At 58.5% G+C, this 17636-nt stretch carries 17 protein-coding genes; 12 read left to right on the forward strand and 5 right to left on the reverse strand.

The genetic code is table 11. From position 1 onward, the window contains the following. Nucleotides 1–15 precede the first annotated feature (15 nt). Nucleotides 16–2325, reverse strand: coding sequence for a type II secretion system secretin GspD (gene gspD, locus ABIE63_RS01755; protein WP_354502305.1), 2310 nt, complete (start codon nt 2323–2325; stop codon nt 16–18). A 265-nt stretch (nt 2326–2590) separates the two neighbouring features. Here gspD and ABIE63_RS01760 point away from each other — a divergent pair, with 265 nt between their 5' ends. From ABIE63_RS01760 to ABIE63_RS01810, 11 genes are all read left to right on the forward strand, one after another. Continuing rightward, entirely contained in the window at nt 2591–4291 is a 1701-nt protein-coding gene (locus ABIE63_RS01760) for a GspE/PulE family protein (protein WP_183415502.1), read from the forward strand. A 51-nt stretch (nt 4292–4342) separates the two neighbouring features. After that, the gene (locus ABIE63_RS01765) at nt 4343–5572 is read left to right on the forward strand and encodes a type II secretion system F family protein (RefSeq protein WP_183415503.1); all 1230 of its coding nucleotides are present in this window, start codon (nt 4343–4345) and stop codon (nt 5570–5572) included. A gap of 20 nt (nt 5573–5592) precedes the next feature. Then, nucleotides 5593–6063 carry a type II secretion system major pseudopilin GspG gene (gspG, locus tag ABIE63_RS01770; RefSeq protein ID WP_183415504.1) on the forward strand — a complete coding sequence of 157 codons (471 nt, stop codon included), beginning with the start codon at nt 5593–5595 and terminating at the stop codon, nt 6061–6063. Further along, a complete protein-coding gene (locus tag ABIE63_RS01775; protein WP_183415505.1) occupies nt 6029–6523 on the forward strand; it encodes a GspH/FimT family pseudopilin in 495 nt (164 codons plus the stop codon). The genes gspG and ABIE63_RS01775 overlap by 35 nt, the downstream gene beginning before the upstream one ends. Next, on the forward strand, nt 6510–6923 hold the full coding sequence (locus ABIE63_RS01780; RefSeq protein ID WP_183415506.1) for a prepilin-type N-terminal cleavage/methylation domain-containing protein: 414 nt from the start codon (nt 6510–6512) through the stop codon (nt 6921–6923). Before ABIE63_RS01775 ends, ABIE63_RS01780 begins: the two co-directional genes overlap by 14 nt. Then, a complete protein-coding gene (locus ABIE63_RS01785) occupies nt 6920–7705 on the forward strand; it encodes a prepilin-type N-terminal cleavage/methylation domain-containing protein (RefSeq protein WP_354502308.1) in 786 nt (261 codons plus the stop codon). The genes ABIE63_RS01780 and ABIE63_RS01785 overlap by 4 nt, the downstream gene beginning before the upstream one ends. Further along, nucleotides 7702–8697 (forward strand): hypothetical protein, encoded by a 996-nt coding sequence (locus ABIE63_RS01790; RefSeq protein ID WP_354502310.1) that lies wholly within the window; start codon nt 7702–7704, stop codon nt 8695–8697. Before ABIE63_RS01785 ends, ABIE63_RS01790 begins: the two co-directional genes overlap by 4 nt. A gap of 2 nt (nt 8698–8699) precedes the next feature. Continuing rightward, on the forward strand, nt 8700–9812 hold the full coding sequence (locus tag ABIE63_RS01795) for a PilN domain-containing protein (protein WP_354502312.1): 1113 nt from the start codon (nt 8700–8702) through the stop codon (nt 9810–9812). Beyond that, nucleotides 9809–10402 carry a type II secretion system protein GspM gene (gspM, locus tag ABIE63_RS01800; RefSeq protein ID WP_354502314.1) on the forward strand — a complete coding sequence of 198 codons (594 nt, stop codon included), beginning with the start codon at nt 9809–9811 and terminating at the stop codon, nt 10400–10402. Before ABIE63_RS01795 ends, gspM begins: the two co-directional genes overlap by 4 nt. After that, nucleotides 10395–11009, forward strand: coding sequence for a hypothetical protein (locus tag ABIE63_RS01805; protein ID WP_354502316.1), 615 nt, complete (start codon nt 10395–10397; stop codon nt 11007–11009). The genes gspM and ABIE63_RS01805 overlap by 8 nt, the downstream gene beginning before the upstream one ends. A 142-nt stretch (nt 11010–11151) precedes the next feature. Then, nucleotides 11152–11880, forward strand: a complete 729-nt coding sequence (locus tag ABIE63_RS01810; RefSeq protein WP_354502318.1) for a hypothetical protein — start codon at nt 11152–11154, stop codon at nt 11878–11880. Between the two features lie 9 nt (nt 11881–11889). Here ABIE63_RS01810 and ABIE63_RS01815 read toward each other — a convergent pair whose 3' ends face one another. The 4 genes from ABIE63_RS01815 to ABIE63_RS01830 all read right to left on the reverse strand — a co-directional run bounded on the left by ABIE63_RS01815 (nt 11890) and on the right by ABIE63_RS01830 (nt 15389). Continuing rightward, entirely contained in the window at nt 11890–12489 is a 600-nt protein-coding gene (locus ABIE63_RS01815; protein WP_354502320.1) for a hypothetical protein, read from the reverse strand. 57 nt (nt 12490–12546) lie between these two features. Beyond that, entirely contained in the window at nt 12547–13620 is a 1074-nt protein-coding gene (locus ABIE63_RS01820; protein WP_354502321.1) for a 2OG-Fe(II) oxygenase, read from the reverse strand. Nucleotides 13621–13937: 317 nt separating this feature from the next. Then, nucleotides 13938–14369: a hypothetical protein gene (locus tag ABIE63_RS01825; RefSeq protein ID WP_183415515.1), complete on the reverse strand. Its 432-nt coding sequence runs from the start codon at nt 14367–14369 to the stop codon at nt 13938–13940. A 180-nt stretch (nt 14370–14549) separates the two neighbouring features. Continuing rightward, nucleotides 14550–15389 (reverse strand): SOS response-associated peptidase, encoded by an 840-nt coding sequence (locus tag ABIE63_RS01830; RefSeq protein WP_354502323.1) that lies wholly within the window; start codon nt 15387–15389, stop codon nt 14550–14552. A 140-nt stretch (nt 15390–15529) separates the two neighbouring features. Here ABIE63_RS01830 and ABIE63_RS01835 point away from each other — a divergent pair, with 140 nt between their 5' ends. After that, the gene (locus ABIE63_RS01835; protein WP_354502325.1) at nt 15530–17593 is read left to right on the forward strand and encodes a ribonucleoside-diphosphate reductase subunit alpha; all 2064 of its coding nucleotides are present in this window, start codon (nt 15530–15532) and stop codon (nt 17591–17593) included. Nucleotides 17594–17636: the final 43 nt, after the last annotated feature.

A 17636-nucleotide genomic window follows, 5' to 3' on the forward strand; every position in this document is an offset into this window, starting at 1 on the left:
TTGCCGGTCATTGGCCTACTGCGCCACAAGCTTGGGACTGGTTCCGGAAAGCTCCGATGTCTTTTGCGGAAGCACCTCGTCAGGCACCGCCGGATCGTCGCTGCCGTCGACCGGCGACAAGGATCGCATGCGGCGGCGTAGCTCTTCGGCAATAGCCTGTGCATCGTCTTCGTCCCGGATTACCCGCGGCGTGATAAAAATAATCAGCTCGGTACGGGAAATCTCATCATCCTTGGTACCGAAGAGATTACCGACCAGCGGTATCTCGCGAAGCACCGGTATGCCGCTATCGGACTTCGATTGGCGCTCGTTGATCAGGCCGCCAAGGACAACCGTCTGGCCGCTGCGCACCGCTATAGAACTCTGCACCCGGCGCTGAGAAATTGTCGGTGTGAGGGTTCCTTCCTCGACTTGATTGGCAACGCTGGAGACCTCCTGTTCGATTTCCATGGTTACCAAACCGCTGGAATTGATGCGCGGCATGACATTCAGGATGACGCCCGTGTTTCGAAACTCGATGCTGTTGATGATATTGGAATCGGAATCGGTTCCTTGCTGTTGCCGGGTCGTGACTGGCACTTCGTCACCGACTTCAAGGGTTGCCGATTGATTATCCAAAACGACGACGGAGGGCGCCGATAGCACCTTGACGTCGCTGACGCTGGACAGTGCGTCGATGACGACACGCGCGTTGCTGTTATCAAAAATGAAGTTGAACCCCGGCAGAGTCGCCGCCGGACTCAACGCCGATCCACTCGAGAATCCACCGCTGAAATTCCCACTCTCAAGGAACCATTGCACCCCAAACCGCAACTGGTCGTTCAGGGTTACCTCTGCGATGGTGGCGTCGATCAGCACCTGCAACGGCCGCACATCGATTTGCCGCAGGGCGGCGCGTACCAGATCATAACCGCCTCGCGTCGCCAAGATCAGCAGTGCGTTGTTGACTGGGTCGGCGATGACCCGAATAGGTCCGACGCCCGACAACGAACCGCCGCCGACCCGGCCGTCGTAACGTGACTCACTACGCGCACCGCGGCGAACCGTTGCCTGCGTCGTGGTCACGGTCACATTGCGCGCGGGCGCCAGAGGCGCCGCCTGTGCGTCGCTTCCGGCGACCGATGCACTCTGCGAAGCCGACGCAACCACCGGATCGAGGCTGGGTGCCACGCGGCGCTGCTGCTCGCTATCGGCGCTGATGTCGGAAAAGGCATCGTTGAGAATGTTCGCAAGGTCTTCGGCTTTACCGTTCTCCACATAATAGACGAACAGATTGGTGCCCAGCGCGTTGGCCTGGTCCAAACGGTCGATCCACTTCTCGGCGTCACGGAGCATCGCCGACCGCTTTGAAACAACCAGCACGGCGTTCAGCCGCTCGACCGGCTGGAAGGCTATGAGCCCCGCACCCAGCCCATCGCCGGATGCTTGGAAAACCTGTTCGAGTTCCGGTATCACCACGTCCGGCGTGCTGTTGGTCAGGGGGAAAATCCCTGCCGATTGTCCAGCAAGCCAATCCACATCGAATGACCGTACCGCACTCAGAATTGATTGCCGCTCACGCCCTGTGCCGGAAATAATCATGATGTTTCGCAGCAGATCAGCGCGCAACGCGCCCTGGCGCGCCACAACGTTGTCGAGCAACTGGACCATGGTACCGGCGGATACGAAACGCAAAGGCACTATGGTCAAGCCATATCCGGCGAGCGGCGGTTCGTCCCTATCACCCAACTGCCGCACCGAGGGCTCGGCCACCGCTTCCGCGGCAGGAATGACGCGATATAGACCCTGATCGAGAAGCAACGCGGCATTGTTCATGCGCAGCAGCATCTCAAGCGTGGCAAGCAGATCGTCCTCGGCAATGGGACCACCTGTCGTGATGGTGACACTGCCCTGCACTCTGGGGTCCAACACAAAATCCAACCCCAAAATGTCGCCCATGATGGCACGTACAACTTCGCGCAGATCAGCCTTATCGAAATTTACCTGGACGCCGGCCTCGGTTCGTTGCGCCCCTTGACCCATCGTCATAGAAGCGTCTTGTAAGTAATTGTCATTCCCGAGGAAAACTTGCCGCTGCGGGCCGCTGACCGTTGCAGGATCTTCACTAACAGATTCCGGTTTCAGTGAGGCTTGCTCCTGGGGCGGCGGCGAAAAATCAGCCGTGCGTAACGGGTCCAGTATATCGCTCTGCTGGGTGCCTCCAGAAGAACCATCCGCACAGGCCGATACCAAAAACAAGGCCGCGAACAGCGCGGCGATCCAACGCCGACCTATCAGAGCCTCCATCGCAAGCGACGTCCCCTGCATATGACAGTCACTTTTCATTGCGTGAGCCCTACCCCCCAATTACTTACCCCAGACCGCCCGTTGTTTCGGGCTTCATACCAGGTCCCATTAGAAAGAAACTACATTCTTCACTAAGGCTTAACCAGCCTTTTTGATTTCTTATCCGAAAAGAATTGGGCAATATGAGTGCCTTCCGACGCCTACAATATCAAGAATTCATAAGCGTTTGGTTATAAAGGAGGGGTCGGATACGCTAGGGTTACCCGGTATCGGGCGGCCGATTGCGTGCAGGGGGCTTGCGGCTATGAAACCACTTGAACAGATTCTTGCCGACGACAAGGTCGTGCCTCTAGAGGTGCTCGAAAAGGCCTGTGAAAATGGCAATAAAACAAGGCGTTCTGGAACGTCTCTAATCTTAGCACTGCGCCGTGCGGGCGTTGGAGGTTCTAGGATTGCCGCCGCCGTATCGCGTGCTTTCGACCTGCCGCTAGCCAGTCTTGACGACCAACCTAATCTACCGGTCTTGCCGGACCGGCTTTCCGCTAACTTCCTTAAGGAAAACAGCGTACTGCCGTTGTCTGAAGGTAAGGACGGGCTGCGATTGGCCGTTGCGGACCCGGGTGACAGGTTCGTGGTTGAGGCCGTGCGCATTGCCAGCGGCCTCCCTGTAGCCCTCGCCGTTTCAGCCCTGGAGGATATTGAAACCGGACTGGAACGCCTGTACGGCCCGGGAAAGTCGGCGCTCGAACGCATCGTTGAGGATATCGGGGGCGCTGAACCAGACAACGGAAGCGCCGCCGAAGACGACATCGAACATCTCAAGGATGCCGCGCTCGAAGCGCCCGTCATCCGTCTGGTCAACCAGATTATCAGTGACGCGGTACAACAACGCGCATCGGATATTCATATCGAGCCTTTCCGCGACAGCTTGAAGGTGCGTTACCGCATCGATGGCTTGTTGCAGGAAATTTCACCGCCGCCCCTGCGTCTGGCGCGGGTTATCATCTCCAGAATCAAGATCCTTGCGGGGTTGAACATCGCGGAGCGGCGCTTACCGCAGGATGGTCGTGTCAGGCTACGGGTGTCCGGCCGCCAGCTCGATCTACGCGTATCCAGCCTGCCGACGACTCATGGCGAAAGCGTCGTCATCCGCCTGTTGGACGACAGCAGTGCGACCCAGGAGCTCCCCAGCCTTGGCCTCTTGCCTCACGATGAAGGCATCTTCCGCCGGAACCTGAAAGCGCCTTATGGCATGATCATCGTGACCGGCCCGACGGGAAGCGGCAAAACCACGACGCTCGGTGCGGCATTGCGGCTGCTCAACGAGCCACACCGCAAGATTCTGACCGCCGAAGACCCCATCGAGTATCAGATACCCGGCATCAATCAGGTTCAGGTAAAACCGGCGATCGGAATGACCTTCGCAAATGCCCTTCGAGCCTTCGTACGCCAGGACCCCGACGTGATCATGGTCGGTGAGATGCGCGACGGCGAAACGGCGGAGATGGCCGTTCACGCGGCACTGACCGGTCACCTTCTGCTGACCACGCTTCATACCAACAACGCAGCGGGCGCGATCACCCGACTGGTGGACATGGGTGTCGATTCCTTCCTCATTGCCTCGACGCTCCGCCTGTTGATCGGTCAGCGGTTGGTGCGAGTCCTATGCCCGGAGTGCAGCAGATCCGTCAAAGCGGGGCCGCAAATATTGGAAGAGTTTCGTCGTGCCGGGCTGACGGTCGCTCCGGACGGCTTTGCCATTTTCGAGCCGGTCGGTTGCGATAGCTGTCAAGGTAACGGCTTCATCGGGCGCAAAGCCATTTTTGAACTTCTGGAGGTTGATGAAACCATTCAGCGCCTGATCACGCCGGGCGTCACCACCAACGCTTTGCAGCGTGCCGCCCGCGACAATGGCATGACGACGATGCTGCAGGACGGCCTGGAAAAATGCCGCCAGGGTGTCACGACGATTGAAGAAGTCCGGCGCGTCACGGAAGACATGTAGCCGCCGGAAAGGCCGGATAAGCAAGTACAGAATTTTGGGAGAAACCGAGACGTGCCGCTGTTCCGTTATCAAGCCATCGACCCCACGGGCGCCCTCATAAAGGGTGAGATGGAGGCACGTGACGGCGGCACGGTGATCCAGCGGCTCCAAGACCAGGGCCACATGCCGGTCGAGGCGGAACAGGTGCTTCAGCCGGACAGCCCGCGCTCCGGCGGCCTTGGGCTGTCCCTTCCCTTCCGGCGCGGCCGGGTGAAGCGTCAAGATGTGACCCTGTTCACTCGCGAGTTGGCCATGCTTCTCAAAGCCGGCGTTGCGCTGGAACGTGCCCTGGCGATCCTTTCCCAAGACGTTGGCGGCGCAAGCTTGGGACGCCTCGTACAAGGTTTGCGTAGAGACATTACCGAAGGCGATTCCTTTAGCGAAGCGCTTGCCAACAATCCGCGGAGCTTCCCACCGATCTTCGTGAACATGGTGACTGCGGCCGAGGCTTCCGGGACCCTGGAACTGGTGCTGGACCGTCTGGCGGACTACCGGGAACGGGCCGAACGGCTCCGTGAGACCGTGATCGGCGCGATGCTTTACCCGGCAATTTTGATTACCGCCTCGATAGTGTCCTTGATTTTGTTGTTGGTTCTGGTGGTGCCTCAATTCGAGCAGATCTTCGAGAATGCAGGCGCGGCACTCCCGCTGGCGACGCGCGTCGTCATCGGTATTGCCCGCACACTGGAATCCCAAGGCTTGGTGATGCTGCTCGTGTTGCTCGGCGCCTTGCTGGCGTTGAATCAAGCACTGCGGCTTCCCGGTTTTCACCTGTGGTGGGATCAGAACCTGCTACGTCTGCCGCTTCTGGGCGCGCTCTTACGCCAGTTGCTGGCGGCGCGCTTTTGCAGAACCTTCGGCACGTTGCTGGCGAACGGCGTCGATCTGCCGCTGGCCTTGGAGTTGTCACGCGACGTTGCCAGCAACCGCCATGCAGTGGAGGTCATCGACGAGGTAATTCTCGCGGTGCGCCAGGGCCAGGGCTTGGCGCAACCGATGCATGAAGCGGACATATTACCGGGGATGGCTGTACAGATGCTTCGCGTAGGCGAGGAGACCGGTAACCTCGCACCCACTGCATTGCACGTTGCCGACGTCTACGAACGAAAAGTGGAGCAATCTCTCCGGCGCTTGTTCACCATCCTGGAACCGGCACTGATCATTGGTGTTGGATTGCTCATTGCTGGCATTATCGTTTCAATCTTGCTAGCCGTCGTAAGCGTCAACGACCTCGCATTCTGATTCGAACTGGCAGAGGGGCCATGAAGGTGTTTAGAAGAAGAAGAAACCAAAACGACCACACGGCACACCGCCGCAAACTCGGCCTCCAAGCAGGTTTTACCCTGATCGAACTGCTCGTGGTGCTGGTCATTCTCGGTTTGCTCGCCGGTCTTGTCGGCCCCCGTATCCTGGCACAGCTCGGCGGCGCGAAATCAAAAACCGCGAAGGTCCAGATCGAGAATTTTGCAACGGCCCTCGACCTCTATCGTTTGGATATCGGCAGCTACCCCACGACGGACCAAGGCCTGGAGGCATTGGTTCGCGCGCCCGGCGGCGTGGACGGCTGGAACGGCCCTTACCTGAGTAAGGCTGAGGTTCCCTTGGATCCCTGGAAGAACCCATTCCAGTACAACCAACCGGGGGAGAATGCACCTTTCGACCTCTATTCGCTGGGCGCCGACAATCAGGAAGGCGGCGATGGCGAGAACGCGGATATCACGCTGCAGCAGTAAACCCCGGCGTCACAGGGACGGACAACGCGGCTTCACGCTGCTCGAACTGCTTTTGGTTCTGACGATTTTGGGCCTTTCATTGGCCGTGCTCAGCCCGATGTTGGGTGCTGGCAGCCGGGGCCTGGGTTTGGAGCGCGGCGGGCTGGAGCTGGCGTCGGCCCTACGGCAAACGCGGCGTGAGGCCGTTACCACCGTTTCCGAACGCGTACTGTTAATGGACCTATCAAGCGGCACCTATCGGACGGATTCCGGTAGTCTGCAACGGGACTTTCCCGCAAATAGCGATATAACGGTGGAGGCCGCAGGCAGCGAGCAGTTGGAAGAATCCTTAATGGGTATTCGGTTTTTTCCCACTGGGGCTTCGACCGGCGGCAGCATTCTCGTCAAGCAGGCCGATAGAAGTCTTTCCGTTACTGTCGATTGGCTGACTGGCAGGGTGGCTATCCATGGCCCCGAGTAAGCCAATGCCCCTGCACAAACCGGCAAAACGACACGAGGGCGGCTTCACGCTCGTCGAGGTGCTGGTAGCATTGGCCGTGACGGGATTGGTTCTCGCCAGCCTGATGCAGGCCTATGCCTCCGGCCTCAGAACGCTGAGCGGAGCCGACTACCGTCAAACCGCTGCATTGATAGCGGCTTCCCTGCTGGACGAATCCGCGACCATCGAACTGAAGCCCGGGCAAGAAAGCGGAAAAATCATGGGTTATGCCTGGGAGCGCGAGGTCGCGGAGGTAACCCCGGAAGGATGGTTTTCCAGAGCAGAAACCGATTGGCAGCCTTTCAGCGTGATCATTACCGTTACGAAGGATGACCGGCCGCCTGTGCGCCTGGAGACATTGCGTCTGGGAGTGGCGCGATGAACGACAGGAGGAAGCAAAATTCGGTACGGCAATTGGCGCAGAGCAATGACAGAAGCGCCGGTTTTACACTGCTTGAGCTGCTAATCGCCTTGACGCTTTCCGGTTTGATTTTGGCTGGTTTGGGGGCGGGCTTGCGTATTGTTAGCAGCTCCTGGGATCGCGGCGCAGCCCTCACGGAGCGGCACGAAACTATCGGTATGACGCAGGATTTTCTGCGTCGCGAATTCAGCCGTTTGCAGTGGCTATACTGGGGCGCCGGTGATGAGCGACGCTTGGCCTTCGAAGGTGAGCGACGACGTTTGCGTTACATCGTTGCCGAGCCGCCCTATCCCGACCTGCCGGGTCTGTATGCCATTGAGTTGGCTTTGGTAAGGGCGCCGGGCGGCGGCGAGCGTCTGCTTCGCAGACGGGCGCGCTTCCATCCCGAAGAACGTGACTTCGACGACCTGGAGTTCACGGACGACGTGGTTCTTCTGGAAGATGCGCTCGGTCTGCAATTCGCCTTCGCTCCGGAAAACAACGGCACGACTTGGCGCGGCCAGTGGTCTGACGGCGAAAGGCTTCCCAGGCTTGTTTCTCTGGCACCCGGTGCCAGCGCTGGGGACGACCTTTTCTGGCCACCGCTTTGGCTGCGCCCCGCCGCCGAAATCGCCGGTGGTTGTGAATTAGCGGAAGCAGCGGCGGGCGTTTGCAAAGGACCTGAAGTCACGGAAACCAGTCCTGCCAGCGACCCGGACCGTGCCCCCGATGGCGGTGGCATCGTCGAGGGGGGCGAAAGATGACCCGAAGTTCCACAAACAATGCGCAGTCGGGTGTCATTCTGATCGCCGTCCTCTGGATCACGACCTTGCTGGCATTGCTGGTAGCGGGCTTCACCTCCGCGGTCCTGGGAGACGCCAGAGAAGTCGCCAATCGCGCCGATCTTGTTCGCGTTCAGGCGTTGGCCGAAGCGGGCGTGGCCCGCGCGTCCCTGGGTCTGCTGGAGAACCTGGAGGAGGATCGCTGGGTTGCCGATGGTCGCCAATACGACTTCACGGTCGACGGTCTCGAAGTAACTATATCCATCCTCGACGAAAACGGACGCATCGACCTTAACAAGGCCAACGAACCGCTGCTGCAAAGCTTGATTGCCCGAGTTGACATCGAACAGGAGGAACGCGACGCCCTTCTGGCCGCTATCCTTGATTGGCGGGACAGCGATGATGCGAAGCTGGTGCTTGGCGCGGAAGACCGCGATTACAAACGCGAGGGCGCGCCACACGGCGCCGGTGACGCTCCTTTCGTCCATGTTAGCCAGCTCCGCAACGTCCTGGGTGTGACTGAAGATGTTTATGACGCAATGCTGCCGGTAATCACGATCAACAGTCGAAGCGGTCGATTGAACCCCATTACCGCCACACGCGACACCCTGAACCTTCTGCCTGGAGTCGATGCGGGAGTTCTGGAAACGCTCTTTGCCCTCCGCGCAGAGGTGCCGGTTGACGTTGCGGCGGTACGCGCCACGCTCGCAGGTGATACCGCCCTGCTGGATTTCAACAGCGGACCGATCTTCACCGTGACGATCATGGGCGAGTTGGAGAGTGGACTTAACTTCAGCCGTGAAGCCGTGATTTGGCTTCAACCTGACGACAAGGCCGCCTATCGTATAGTGGAATGGAGGGAGCCGCAGATTCCAGCCTCGCTGCTGGAGGACTGGGCGACACTCCGCGAAGAACGGGCGCGGGATTTAAGCCCGACCGCAGAATCCACTGGGGGCACCAAGGAAAGCGGATGAACATGACCGCAAGCAGCCACATGGAACGTAATGCAAGTCGACGGGATGGTTCATCTTCCGGGTTGGCTGCCTGGTGGTGGGACAGGCTTGCGGGCCTGCTGCAAAGGGCTCTGCCGGGCCGCCGCCAACAGCGCGTGATCCTGCAGGAAGCAGACGACCAACTGGTGATCGTTGCCGAAGGCGGCAAGACCGGCGATCCGAAACAGATATCACTTCGCCAACAGCCGCAGGCCATTGCTTCCGAGTTGCGCCAGCATCTAAAGGCGCTACGTGCTTCGCAGTCGGTTATCGTCGGGCGGCTCAGTGCTGACCACGCGATACAGCGGATCGTGGAATTGCCGCGCGCCGCTGAGGCGAATCCCCGCGCGGTTTTGCTCCACCAGATCGACCGCCTGACGCCCTGGCCTGCCAATCACTGTAGCTTTGATGTCGAATCGCTCGGCTACAGCGAGGACGGCCGAAGCCTCCGCCTACGCCTTACCGCAGCCTCTAAACCAGCGGTGACAACGCTCCATCAAAAGCTGACATCATGGGGATTGCGCCCGAACGCAATAGACGCTGAAGGGCTCGTTTCCAACGGCGGTCACCAGATCAATCTCCTGCCCCATGATCTGGAAGCCTTTCAGCATCCCCGACGACTTCTGAACACCCTTGGCCTGCTTGCGCTGCTAACCGGCGTGGGTTTGCTGGGGTTCCAAGCTTATCTGCTCTACGAACAACAAGAGCACCTCGACACAATACAGGCTCGGTTGGAAGCGCTTGAACCACAGCGCATCGCAACCCGCGATGTTGCGGATCAAGTCATCAAGCTGCGTGAACAGCGATCGTTTCTCTACAATCGAAAGCTCCAAGCGCCCTCCTCGACCTTGTTGCTTGAACGCCTGAGCGCGTTGTTGCCCAAGGATGTTTGGCTCGAACAGATGCGGGTTGAAGGTGAAAAGGTATATCTGGTCGGCAATGCCGACCGGGCCTCGGACCTGATCGCACTGATCGAAAGCTCACCCTCATTCACACGCGCGGGATTCACCGCCTCAACTCGTAGAGATGCAAAAAGCGGCAAGGAGCGTTTCCAGATCGAAGCGGGATTCGACGAGCGCATGGGGAGCAAGCCATGAGCAGCCTCGGCCGCTTGCCCGGTTGGCAGCAAGACCTGTTAGCGCTGCTGTTACTTGGTATGTTGCTTGCCGGTTTTGCCGCGGCCTTTCTTGAACTGCGCGATACCACAAGGGACTTGCGAGCCAAGGCGGATGCCACAGGCCGATCGATCCCCAAGGTCGAGCTATTTATCGACTCGCGCCAAGCGCTGGAGGACCTGCGCCAGACACTGGAAACGGACGGTAGCGATAAGGCCAGTCTACTGTTGGCACGCAGCCCGAACCTCGCTGGCGCCGAACTGCAGCAGCGTCTCAACACGATCATCGAGAACAGGGGCGGACGCGTCGATACTTCGCTCGTCCTTGCCCAGAACGATGACGGTCGGTTCCAGCGAATTACCGTGCGCGTCAACGCAGCCTTGGATGTCGCCCAACTACAAGGCGTTTTATGGGAGATCGAAAGCGGCGAACCGCTGCTCTTTGTCGAGGAAATGGCAATCCAGCCGACGAAGACCCGGCGTGATCAACAAGCCCGCAACCAGCGCCCCAATCTACAGGTCTCGCTGACGGTTCACGCTTTTATCAGCACGGTGGAGGCTAGTGATGGGTAATCGCCGTCTGTTGCTTCTTGGCGCCGTGGCTTCCGTTTTGGCCCTTCTCTACTACTGGGACATCCAAACCCGTGACGACGAGATAATCCGCGCCGTTCACTCCGACCGACTATCGTCGGATACCATCTCGATAACGGAGGACAGCGCCCCGACAACCAAAACCTTGCCTGGCCTAGCGGTCGACGATGCCCTATTGCCACCGCTCACGGGAAACCCCTTGGCCGGGCTCAAGCTGTCGGATTTGCAAGCCACCCGAAATAGACCTCTTTTTACGCCTTCCCGCCGGGCCCCTCGTCCCGCCACGAACGCCAATGCCAACAATTCGGCGTCATCGTCAACCCAGCCTGCCGGCCCTGAAACCAAGCAAACGCCGGACCCGGAGGAAGCGGCCAAAGCCGGTCAGTTCGTTTTGATGGGCGTTGTCAAAGGCGATAGCGAGCGACTGGCGCTGCTGCGCCACAAAGCAACCGGCGAGCTATTGCGATTGCGTGAAGGCGATATCTTCGACGGCTGGTCACTGGATTCCCTGGAAAGCGACAGAGTGCACCTGAGCAAGGGCGGCTTGCAGGAGGTCATCGTCCTGTTTCAGGAGGACGAGTCAGGCTGATACCAGCGTCGCACAGGCCTAAACCTGGAGATTTTGCCGATTCTGGGTTAGGCTCTGTTTACATACGCGAGACACAAACAAAACAACGAACAAGGGCAACCGTCCCAGGACCTTGCAACCTTGTCGCTTTTTGGGGGCCGGAATGGGTGACTTCACACGATCAGTGGGCTGTTGGCGACTCCTTGCCTGTGGCGCAGTGTTCTTCACGCTAGCCCAGGTTGCCGAGGTGCGCGGCGAAGTTCGGTTCGCCGTCCCGGAGGCGCGTAACACAGCCATCGCAATCAAACTCAAGGACGTCAAGCTGGATGAGTTCCTAACCAGCCTAACCGAGCGATTCGGGATCGATGTTCAAATTAGGAGCGCGCTCTCGGCGGGCAATTTGAACGGCGCCTTCAATGGCCGCTTGTCCGAGTTGTTGCCTCGTATCCTGCGCGGCCATGATTACCTGCTCGTGCGCGGTCAGCAGGGTTTACCCGGGTCAGATGGCATAGAGCGCATCGTGCTGTTGAAGTCGGCAAAGGGTAACAATGCCGGATTGATTTCTCGAACGTCGCAAGCACAACGACCCGGTGACGCAGTGCGAAGTCTCAACCATCTGGTACCAGCACAAACGGCGACAGCCACTAGCGGAGCGGAAACGGCAAGCAAGGATCGCCCCTCGGCCCCAAGCGGCGACCTGCAGCACGCTTTCGAAATGGGATTAAGTCCGGAGAACGCAGGCGATCCCAACCGCACAAACTCTTACGCCTCGGAAGAAGAACAGGCACAAGCTCTCGTCCAACAAGCGCGAGAGCAAGTCAACCGGATTGCCGATCGGATGCACCAGGTATGTGTCGCATCGGGGCGCTGCGACAAAGTGCCGGAAAAATGAGATACGAGGTCAGTTATTGCTTCGTCCCAAACGGCGAAGAATGTCTTCACGCTGCTGCTCGGCGCGCTGAAGCATTTCGGGCGTCAACGGCGTTGCTGGACCACCCCGTACATTCGTCGGACCGCCGCGGCTGTCCGTCGGGCCGCCAATGATCTGCGATCTTGCCCCAGCCTCACGAACACTGGCTGTCACTGGCGCCGAATCGTTGACCGCGGGCAAGGGGTCCTGACCGGCGCCAACGCCGCCATTCAACACGATAACCTTATAGAGCCGGGATTGCCCACTGTCGTCCCGGCGGCTTCTCAGCATCAGATTGTAGCTTGGCAAAAGTCTCGGCAGTAGGTCGCCGATACGACCCGTCATGCGCAGATTGACCGGCTCTTCGACTGGCGGTGACTCCGGTAAGCTTACGTCGAATCCGACCTGTTCCGATAAAGCGCGGAGAACCTCTAGCGGCGTTGCCGCTTCCGCACTCACCGACAGGCGATCCGCTTCCAAGCTCTCGATTTCGATCCGTTCGCTTGCCAACCCGGCGGAAAACGCCAAAACCATCAATGCGCAACCGGCGCCCAATGTCCTGAGCAACGTTGTCGGTCCAAGGTTCATCATCCGATGAGTTTAGCAGGAGGAAGGCCCTCCGGTCACGGAACTTGCGCCTTTGCGGGGCTAAGCTTCCCCAAAGAGAAAGGCCAAGAGAGCAAAGCGGCGACCTTTGCGCATGGCCATCACTTCATGCAGTAGCGAGCAGGAGAACACGATCGCCGCCCCTGTAGGTGTCTTGTAGGTCGCCTCCCCAAACTCGGCGAAACGAAGCTCCGCCCCTTCATAATCTTCCGCGTTCAGATTGATCGTTACGGCAAAGCGCCTATGGGCCACCATGGGCAATGTATTGTCCCGGTGTCCATGACGCGACGCCTGACCTGGCCCTTCATAACAAGCGATGCGATAGCGCTCGTGCCCGGTAACTTTGTAGTGGTAGGCCTTTTTGATTTCCGGCAGCAATCGGCGAGCGATACGCTCGTCGATGAAAGCATTGCTCTTGGGTGAACAGATCCAGTGATCCGTCCGATCCGAACGCCCATAATCGGGTACTTTCATCTTACAGTCGGTTGTTCTGCCCTGCAGCCGGTTGTGCCCTGGCTCCACATACTCATGCCCATCGTTCTCGTAGATGCCAATCAGTTTCCGACAGTCAGCCCTGCTGAGAACATCTGGAACAATCAACGCGGGGGGGTGGATCGGCAATGCCACGCTTGAGCGCCGCAGCTCCACGCGGCCTTCGATTTCCGCCATGACATCAGACAGCGTGTCGGTCGCATGCCCGGCCCACCAGGATGCAAGTATCCGTTGGTTGGGACCTATCACCAGCACCAAGACACTGTCTCCCTTGATCTTGTCCCCTGCTAAGTCGAAGCCCGCCGCCTGAAAAACCTTACTCTCCGGATCGTGCAGACGTTCGAACGGCAAATCCGCGTGTGCCTTTGAGCCGGGAACAACGTTGAAGGACAGCACCGACAAAGCGAGAAGCCGATCTCGCAACGCTGCCAACTCGGCGAGGACCGGCTGTACCTTTGGCCGGGAAGGGTCGCCGCTTAAAACCAACAGGTAAAATCTGCCCGCATCCGCATCGCCATGCGGGTCGAAAGAGCTGCCGTCGCCACGCTGTAGACGCCAGCGCGGCATCAAGTCTCCAGGCTCAAGCTTGGTCCCGGGTGCGGTTTTTCTATTGCTGCGAGTCATAGTCAATGGGGCCTCTTAACGGGCTGAAACAGGAATGCACAATAGAGCAAATGTACCCTGTTCGGAGAAGGGCAAAAAAAGCGGCTGCCGTTTAAGGCAGCCGCTGAAGTTCCGATGCTCTTCTCACGATCAGCCCTCTTTCCGTCAAAACGGACCCAGAGTACTGGAATCGCGTGCCAGGTAACGCACGACCCAAGATCGACTACTTGCTTTCTCAATCGGGAGGATAGGAAAGCAAACTGGCCTGAAAAATAAACCACTTTTCCTATGGCAAAATCCAGGGAAAACTGTTTGGAAAGGTAAGAAATCTCAACGAGTCAATCGCAACTGCTGTTGCGGACTTCGGCCAACTCCCTGGCCGTCTGCATGACCATGCGCGCCCAGCGATCTGTCATAGCAACGGTATCACGCACGCCTGTCGCCGAAGAGCAGACCGACGTGCGATTGCCGACCCGCTCCACGACTACAGTACCTTGCTCTTGCAATGCCAAAACCTTGCGGCGCACGGTAGGGCGGGAGATTCCGGTGATAGCCGCGATGGTTGAAATATCTACCGGCGCATTGTTCATGCGGCCGAGCCCGACAGCCATCAAAACATAGGTGGTCTCAAGATCGCCGAACTGTTCTTCGAAGAGCGCGCGGGTCCGCAGCCAAAGTCGAGAAAGCAAGAGTCGCTGGGCGTCATCGGGGCTTCTATATATTACATCATCTGAAACCTCGGTATTCTCGGACTCTCCGTTATCTCGCATGTTTTCCCCATTTTAATATCATTTAACAATAGCGGTACTATAGCAGGTCGCGATGTACCGACAAGCCAGCAACAGCGTAAGAATCCTAATTTTGCAATTAATTACCGTAAAAAGCCAAATCGCATGGTCGAGCCCTTCAATGGCGTGGCTCGGCAAACTGCAAATCACAGGGCACGAATATCAGAAAAGAGACCCTTGGTCGGGATCGTCGGTTGATCTGCCTATTGCTTTGTGCGGCGACCCCTCGCCTCCATCCGGGTCCTCATCGCTCATTTCGGCAGTGGCATCTTCGGGTGCATCCAACAGCCCTGCCCCGTCGTTCGTCACTTTGTTCACGCGGCTGGAAACAGGGCGTGCGACCCAAGCCTCCTCGGCCGCCGGACGAAGGAGTTGTTGCAGATCAGCAGAACCGCTGGTCGGCCGCAACCACTGATCACAAGCTTCCTGCCCTTCCAAAATCACCGGCATCCGATGATGGACCGGACGCAGGACGTCGTTAGCCCCGGTGGTCACGATGCTGCAGGTTTCCAAAGTAGCCGCTTGCTCTTTTTCTTCCCAGCTTTCCCAAAGTCCAGCGAAGGCGAAGGGTGCTAGATCGCGGCGCTGGATGACGTAGGGTTGTTTCGTGCCGTCTTCGCGCTTCTGCCATTCATAAAAGCCATCTGCAAGAATGAGGCAACGGCGATACCGAAAAGCCGCACGGAATGCAGGCTTCTCTGCCAAGGTTTCAGCGCGGGCATTGATCATGCGCGCGCCTATATCACGGCTCTTCGCCCAAAACGGTACCAACCCCCAACGCAACAAAGCCAGGTGATGTCCCGCAAGCTCCGGATCGGATCGGACGACCGCAACTGACTGGGTTGGCGCGATGTTGTATCGAGGTGCAAGATTAGGGCGCTCGGGAAACCCGAACAGACGACCCAGGCTTTCGACCGGCGAAGTAAGAAGAAAACGACCGCACATAAGTCTGAAGGCTAGAGAAACTGCGGTAATCCGCAAGCCCTTGACGCCGGCTGCCAATCAAAGTTCAATGTTCATGATATGTTCGCATCGACAAAAAACGGTCATATCCGCTACATTTAGGGTCATACGGTTTTGTGATCGCAATATATTGTGCACAATCCATCCATTCCACAGCTGTGGACGAGGGGAGACGAGCGATGGAGAATTCGGCAGTTTACCGGCAAAACGACGGCTTTGAAGGCGCAGATGCGCCTGTGGAAAACCACAAATCCGGCGGTCTGCCTGGAACCGAATCCCCCTCCAAAGCGCCTGTCGAATCCCGTGCCGAATCCCCGGTCGATGCTTCTGAGGAGTTGCAAAACGGATTTGTTGCGCCGGAAGGCGACCTATTCCATGAAACCCGAATCCGGGACGTATTCCAGAACGAGCGCGGCATCGTCGTGCGCATGGACCGAAGCCGTGATGCCAAGTTGACGGCCTTTGGAAAGGCGACGCTGACCGACCGTTATCTTATGCCCGGCGAATCCTATCAGGATCTTTTTGCACGAGTCTCCGCTCACTTCGCAGACGACAGCGCGCATGCGCAACGTGTCTACGACTACATGTCGAATCTTTGGTTCATGCCTGCAACGCCGGTGCTGTCTAACGGCGGCACGAACCGGGGCCTGCCGATCTCCTGTTTCCTCAATGAGGCGAACGATTCGTTGGAAGGTATCGTCGGTCTTTGGAACGAGAACGTTTGGTTAGCAGCGCGCGGCGGCGGCATCGGCAGCTATTGGGGCAATCTGCGCTCCATCGGCGAAAAGGTCGGACGCAACGGGAAAACCTCCGGCGTGATTCCTTTCATCCGGGTCATGGATTCGTTGACACTGGCCATTTCTCAGGGATCGCTACGGCGCGGCTCCGCGGCTTGTTACATCCCCATCTCGCATCCTGAGATTGAGGAGTTCATCGAGATGCGCCGTCCGACCGGCGGTGACCCCAATCGTAAGGCGTTGAACCTGCACCATGGAATTGTCATTTCCGACGCCTTCATGCGCGCGGTCGAGAACGACGAGGAATGGGCGCTAACCAGCCCCGCCGACAGCCACGTTGTTCGCAAGGTCAAGGCCCGCGCTTTATGGGTTCGGTTGCTGACAGCCCGTATTGAAACCGGCGAGCCCTACATTCTTTACGGCGACCACGTGAATCGGGCCATTCCCGAACATCAGAAGCTGGCTGGCCTGTCCGTCAAAATGTCGAACCTCTGTAGCGAGATCACGCTACCCACCGGCCTCGACCACAGGGGTGAGCAGCGCACGGCGGTTTGCTGCCTGTCGTCGCTCAATCTGGAGACTTATGATGAGTGGGAAAACGAAGAAGGCTTGATCGAGGATGTCATGCGGTTCCTCGACAATGTGCTTTCGGACTTCATCGCCCGCGCGCCCGAATCGATGGCCCGCGCCCGCTATTCAGCGATGCGCGAACGCTCCGTCGGGCTAGGCGTGATGGGCTTCCACTCCTTCCTGCAGGCACGTAGGATTCCTCTGGAAGGCGTGATGGCAAAGGTCTGGAACAAGAAGGTTTTCGAGAAAGTTCGCAAGGAAGCCGATGCCGCCAGCATAAAGCTCGCAGATGAGCGCGGCGCTTGCCCCGACGCTGCGGAGTTTGGCATCAAGGAACGCTTCTCCAACAAAATGGCGATTGCACCCACCGCTTCGATCTCGATCATTTGCGGAGGGGCGTCTCCAGGTATAGAGCCTTTTGCCGCCAATGCCTTTACACACAAAACCCTGTCCGGGTCATTCGCCGTGCGGAACAAGCACCTCGAAGAGTTGCTGGAGGAAAAAGGTCTTAACGACGACCAGACCTGGAGCTCGATCACCATCAACGAAGGGTCCGTGCAGCACCTCGATTTCTTGACGCAAGACGAGAAGGACTGCTTCAAGACCGCCTTCGAGTTGGATCAGCGCTGGCTCATTGAATTGGCTGCGGACCGGGCACCCTTCGTATGCCAGGCGCAGTCCCTGAACGTGTTCCTTCCTGCCGACGTGCATAAGCGCGATCTGCACCAGATCCACTTCCAGGCCTGGAAGAAGGGTGTGAAGTCGCTCTACTACTGCCGCTCCAAGTCGTTGCAGCGGGCGGAAAGCTCTATGGGCGACAAGGCGGGCGACAAGACCGCGCTGCCTTTCTTGGGCAAGGTCAACAGCGCCGACCGGCCGGTTGTTGAGACCGTCGCCGCCAGTACCGATTACGAGGAATGCCTGAGCTGTCAGTGAAGATCGCGCGCGCCACGGCGCGGACCTTAGATCACCAATTTGA

Source organism: Limibacillus sp. MBR-115, assembly GCF_040549425.1.
Classification (GTDB): domain Bacteria; phylum Pseudomonadota; class Alphaproteobacteria; order Kiloniellales; family CECT-8803; genus Limibacillus; species Limibacillus halophilus.

Bases quoted from the DNA above. Each gene is read 5' to 3' on its own strand.
- gspD (WP_354502305.1), bottom strand. From the start codon at position 2,325: ATGAAAAGTGACTGTCATATGCAGGGGACGTCGCTTGCGATGGAGGCT.
- ABIE63_RS01760 (WP_183415502.1), top strand. From the start codon at position 2,591: ATGAAACCACTTGAACAGATTCTTGCCGACGACAAGGTCGTGCCTCTA.
- gspG (WP_183415504.1), top strand. From the start codon at position 5,593: ATGAAGGTGTTTAGAAGAAGAAGAAACCAAAACGACCACACGGCACAC.
- ABIE63_RS01775 (WP_183415505.1), top strand. From the start codon at position 6,029: ATGGCGAGAACGCGGATATCACGCTGCAGCAGTAAACCCCGGCGTCAC.
- ABIE63_RS01780 (WP_183415506.1), top strand. From the start codon at position 6,510: ATGGCCCCGAGTAAGCCAATGCCCCTGCACAAACCGGCAAAACGACAC.
- ABIE63_RS01785 (WP_354502308.1), top strand. From the start codon at position 6,920: ATGAACGACAGGAGGAAGCAAAATTCGGTACGGCAATTGGCGCAGAGC.
- ABIE63_RS01790 (WP_354502310.1), top strand. From the start codon at position 7,702: ATGACCCGAAGTTCCACAAACAATGCGCAGTCGGGTGTCATTCTGATC.
- ABIE63_RS01795 (WP_354502312.1), top strand. From the start codon at position 8,700: ATGACCGCAAGCAGCCACATGGAACGTAATGCAAGTCGACGGGATGGT.
- gspM (WP_354502314.1), top strand. From the start codon at position 9,809: ATGAGCAGCCTCGGCCGCTTGCCCGGTTGGCAGCAAGACCTGTTAGCG.
- ABIE63_RS01805 (WP_354502316.1), top strand. From the start codon at position 10,395: ATGGGTAATCGCCGTCTGTTGCTTCTTGGCGCCGTGGCTTCCGTTTTG.
- ABIE63_RS01810 (WP_354502318.1), top strand. From the start codon at position 11,152: ATGGGTGACTTCACACGATCAGTGGGCTGTTGGCGACTCCTTGCCTGT.
- ABIE63_RS01815 (WP_354502320.1), bottom strand. From the start codon at position 12,489: ATGATGAACCTTGGACCGACAACGTTGCTCAGGACATTGGGCGCCGGT.
- ABIE63_RS01820 (WP_354502321.1), bottom strand. From the start codon at position 13,620: ATGACTCGCAGCAATAGAAAAACCGCACCCGGGACCAAGCTTGAGCCT.
- ABIE63_RS01825 (WP_183415515.1), bottom strand. From the start codon at position 14,369: ATGCGAGATAACGGAGAGTCCGAGAATACCGAGGTTTCAGATGATGTA.
- ABIE63_RS01835 (WP_354502325.1), top strand. From the start codon at position 15,530: ATGGAGAATTCGGCAGTTTACCGGCAAAACGACGGCTTTGAAGGCGCA.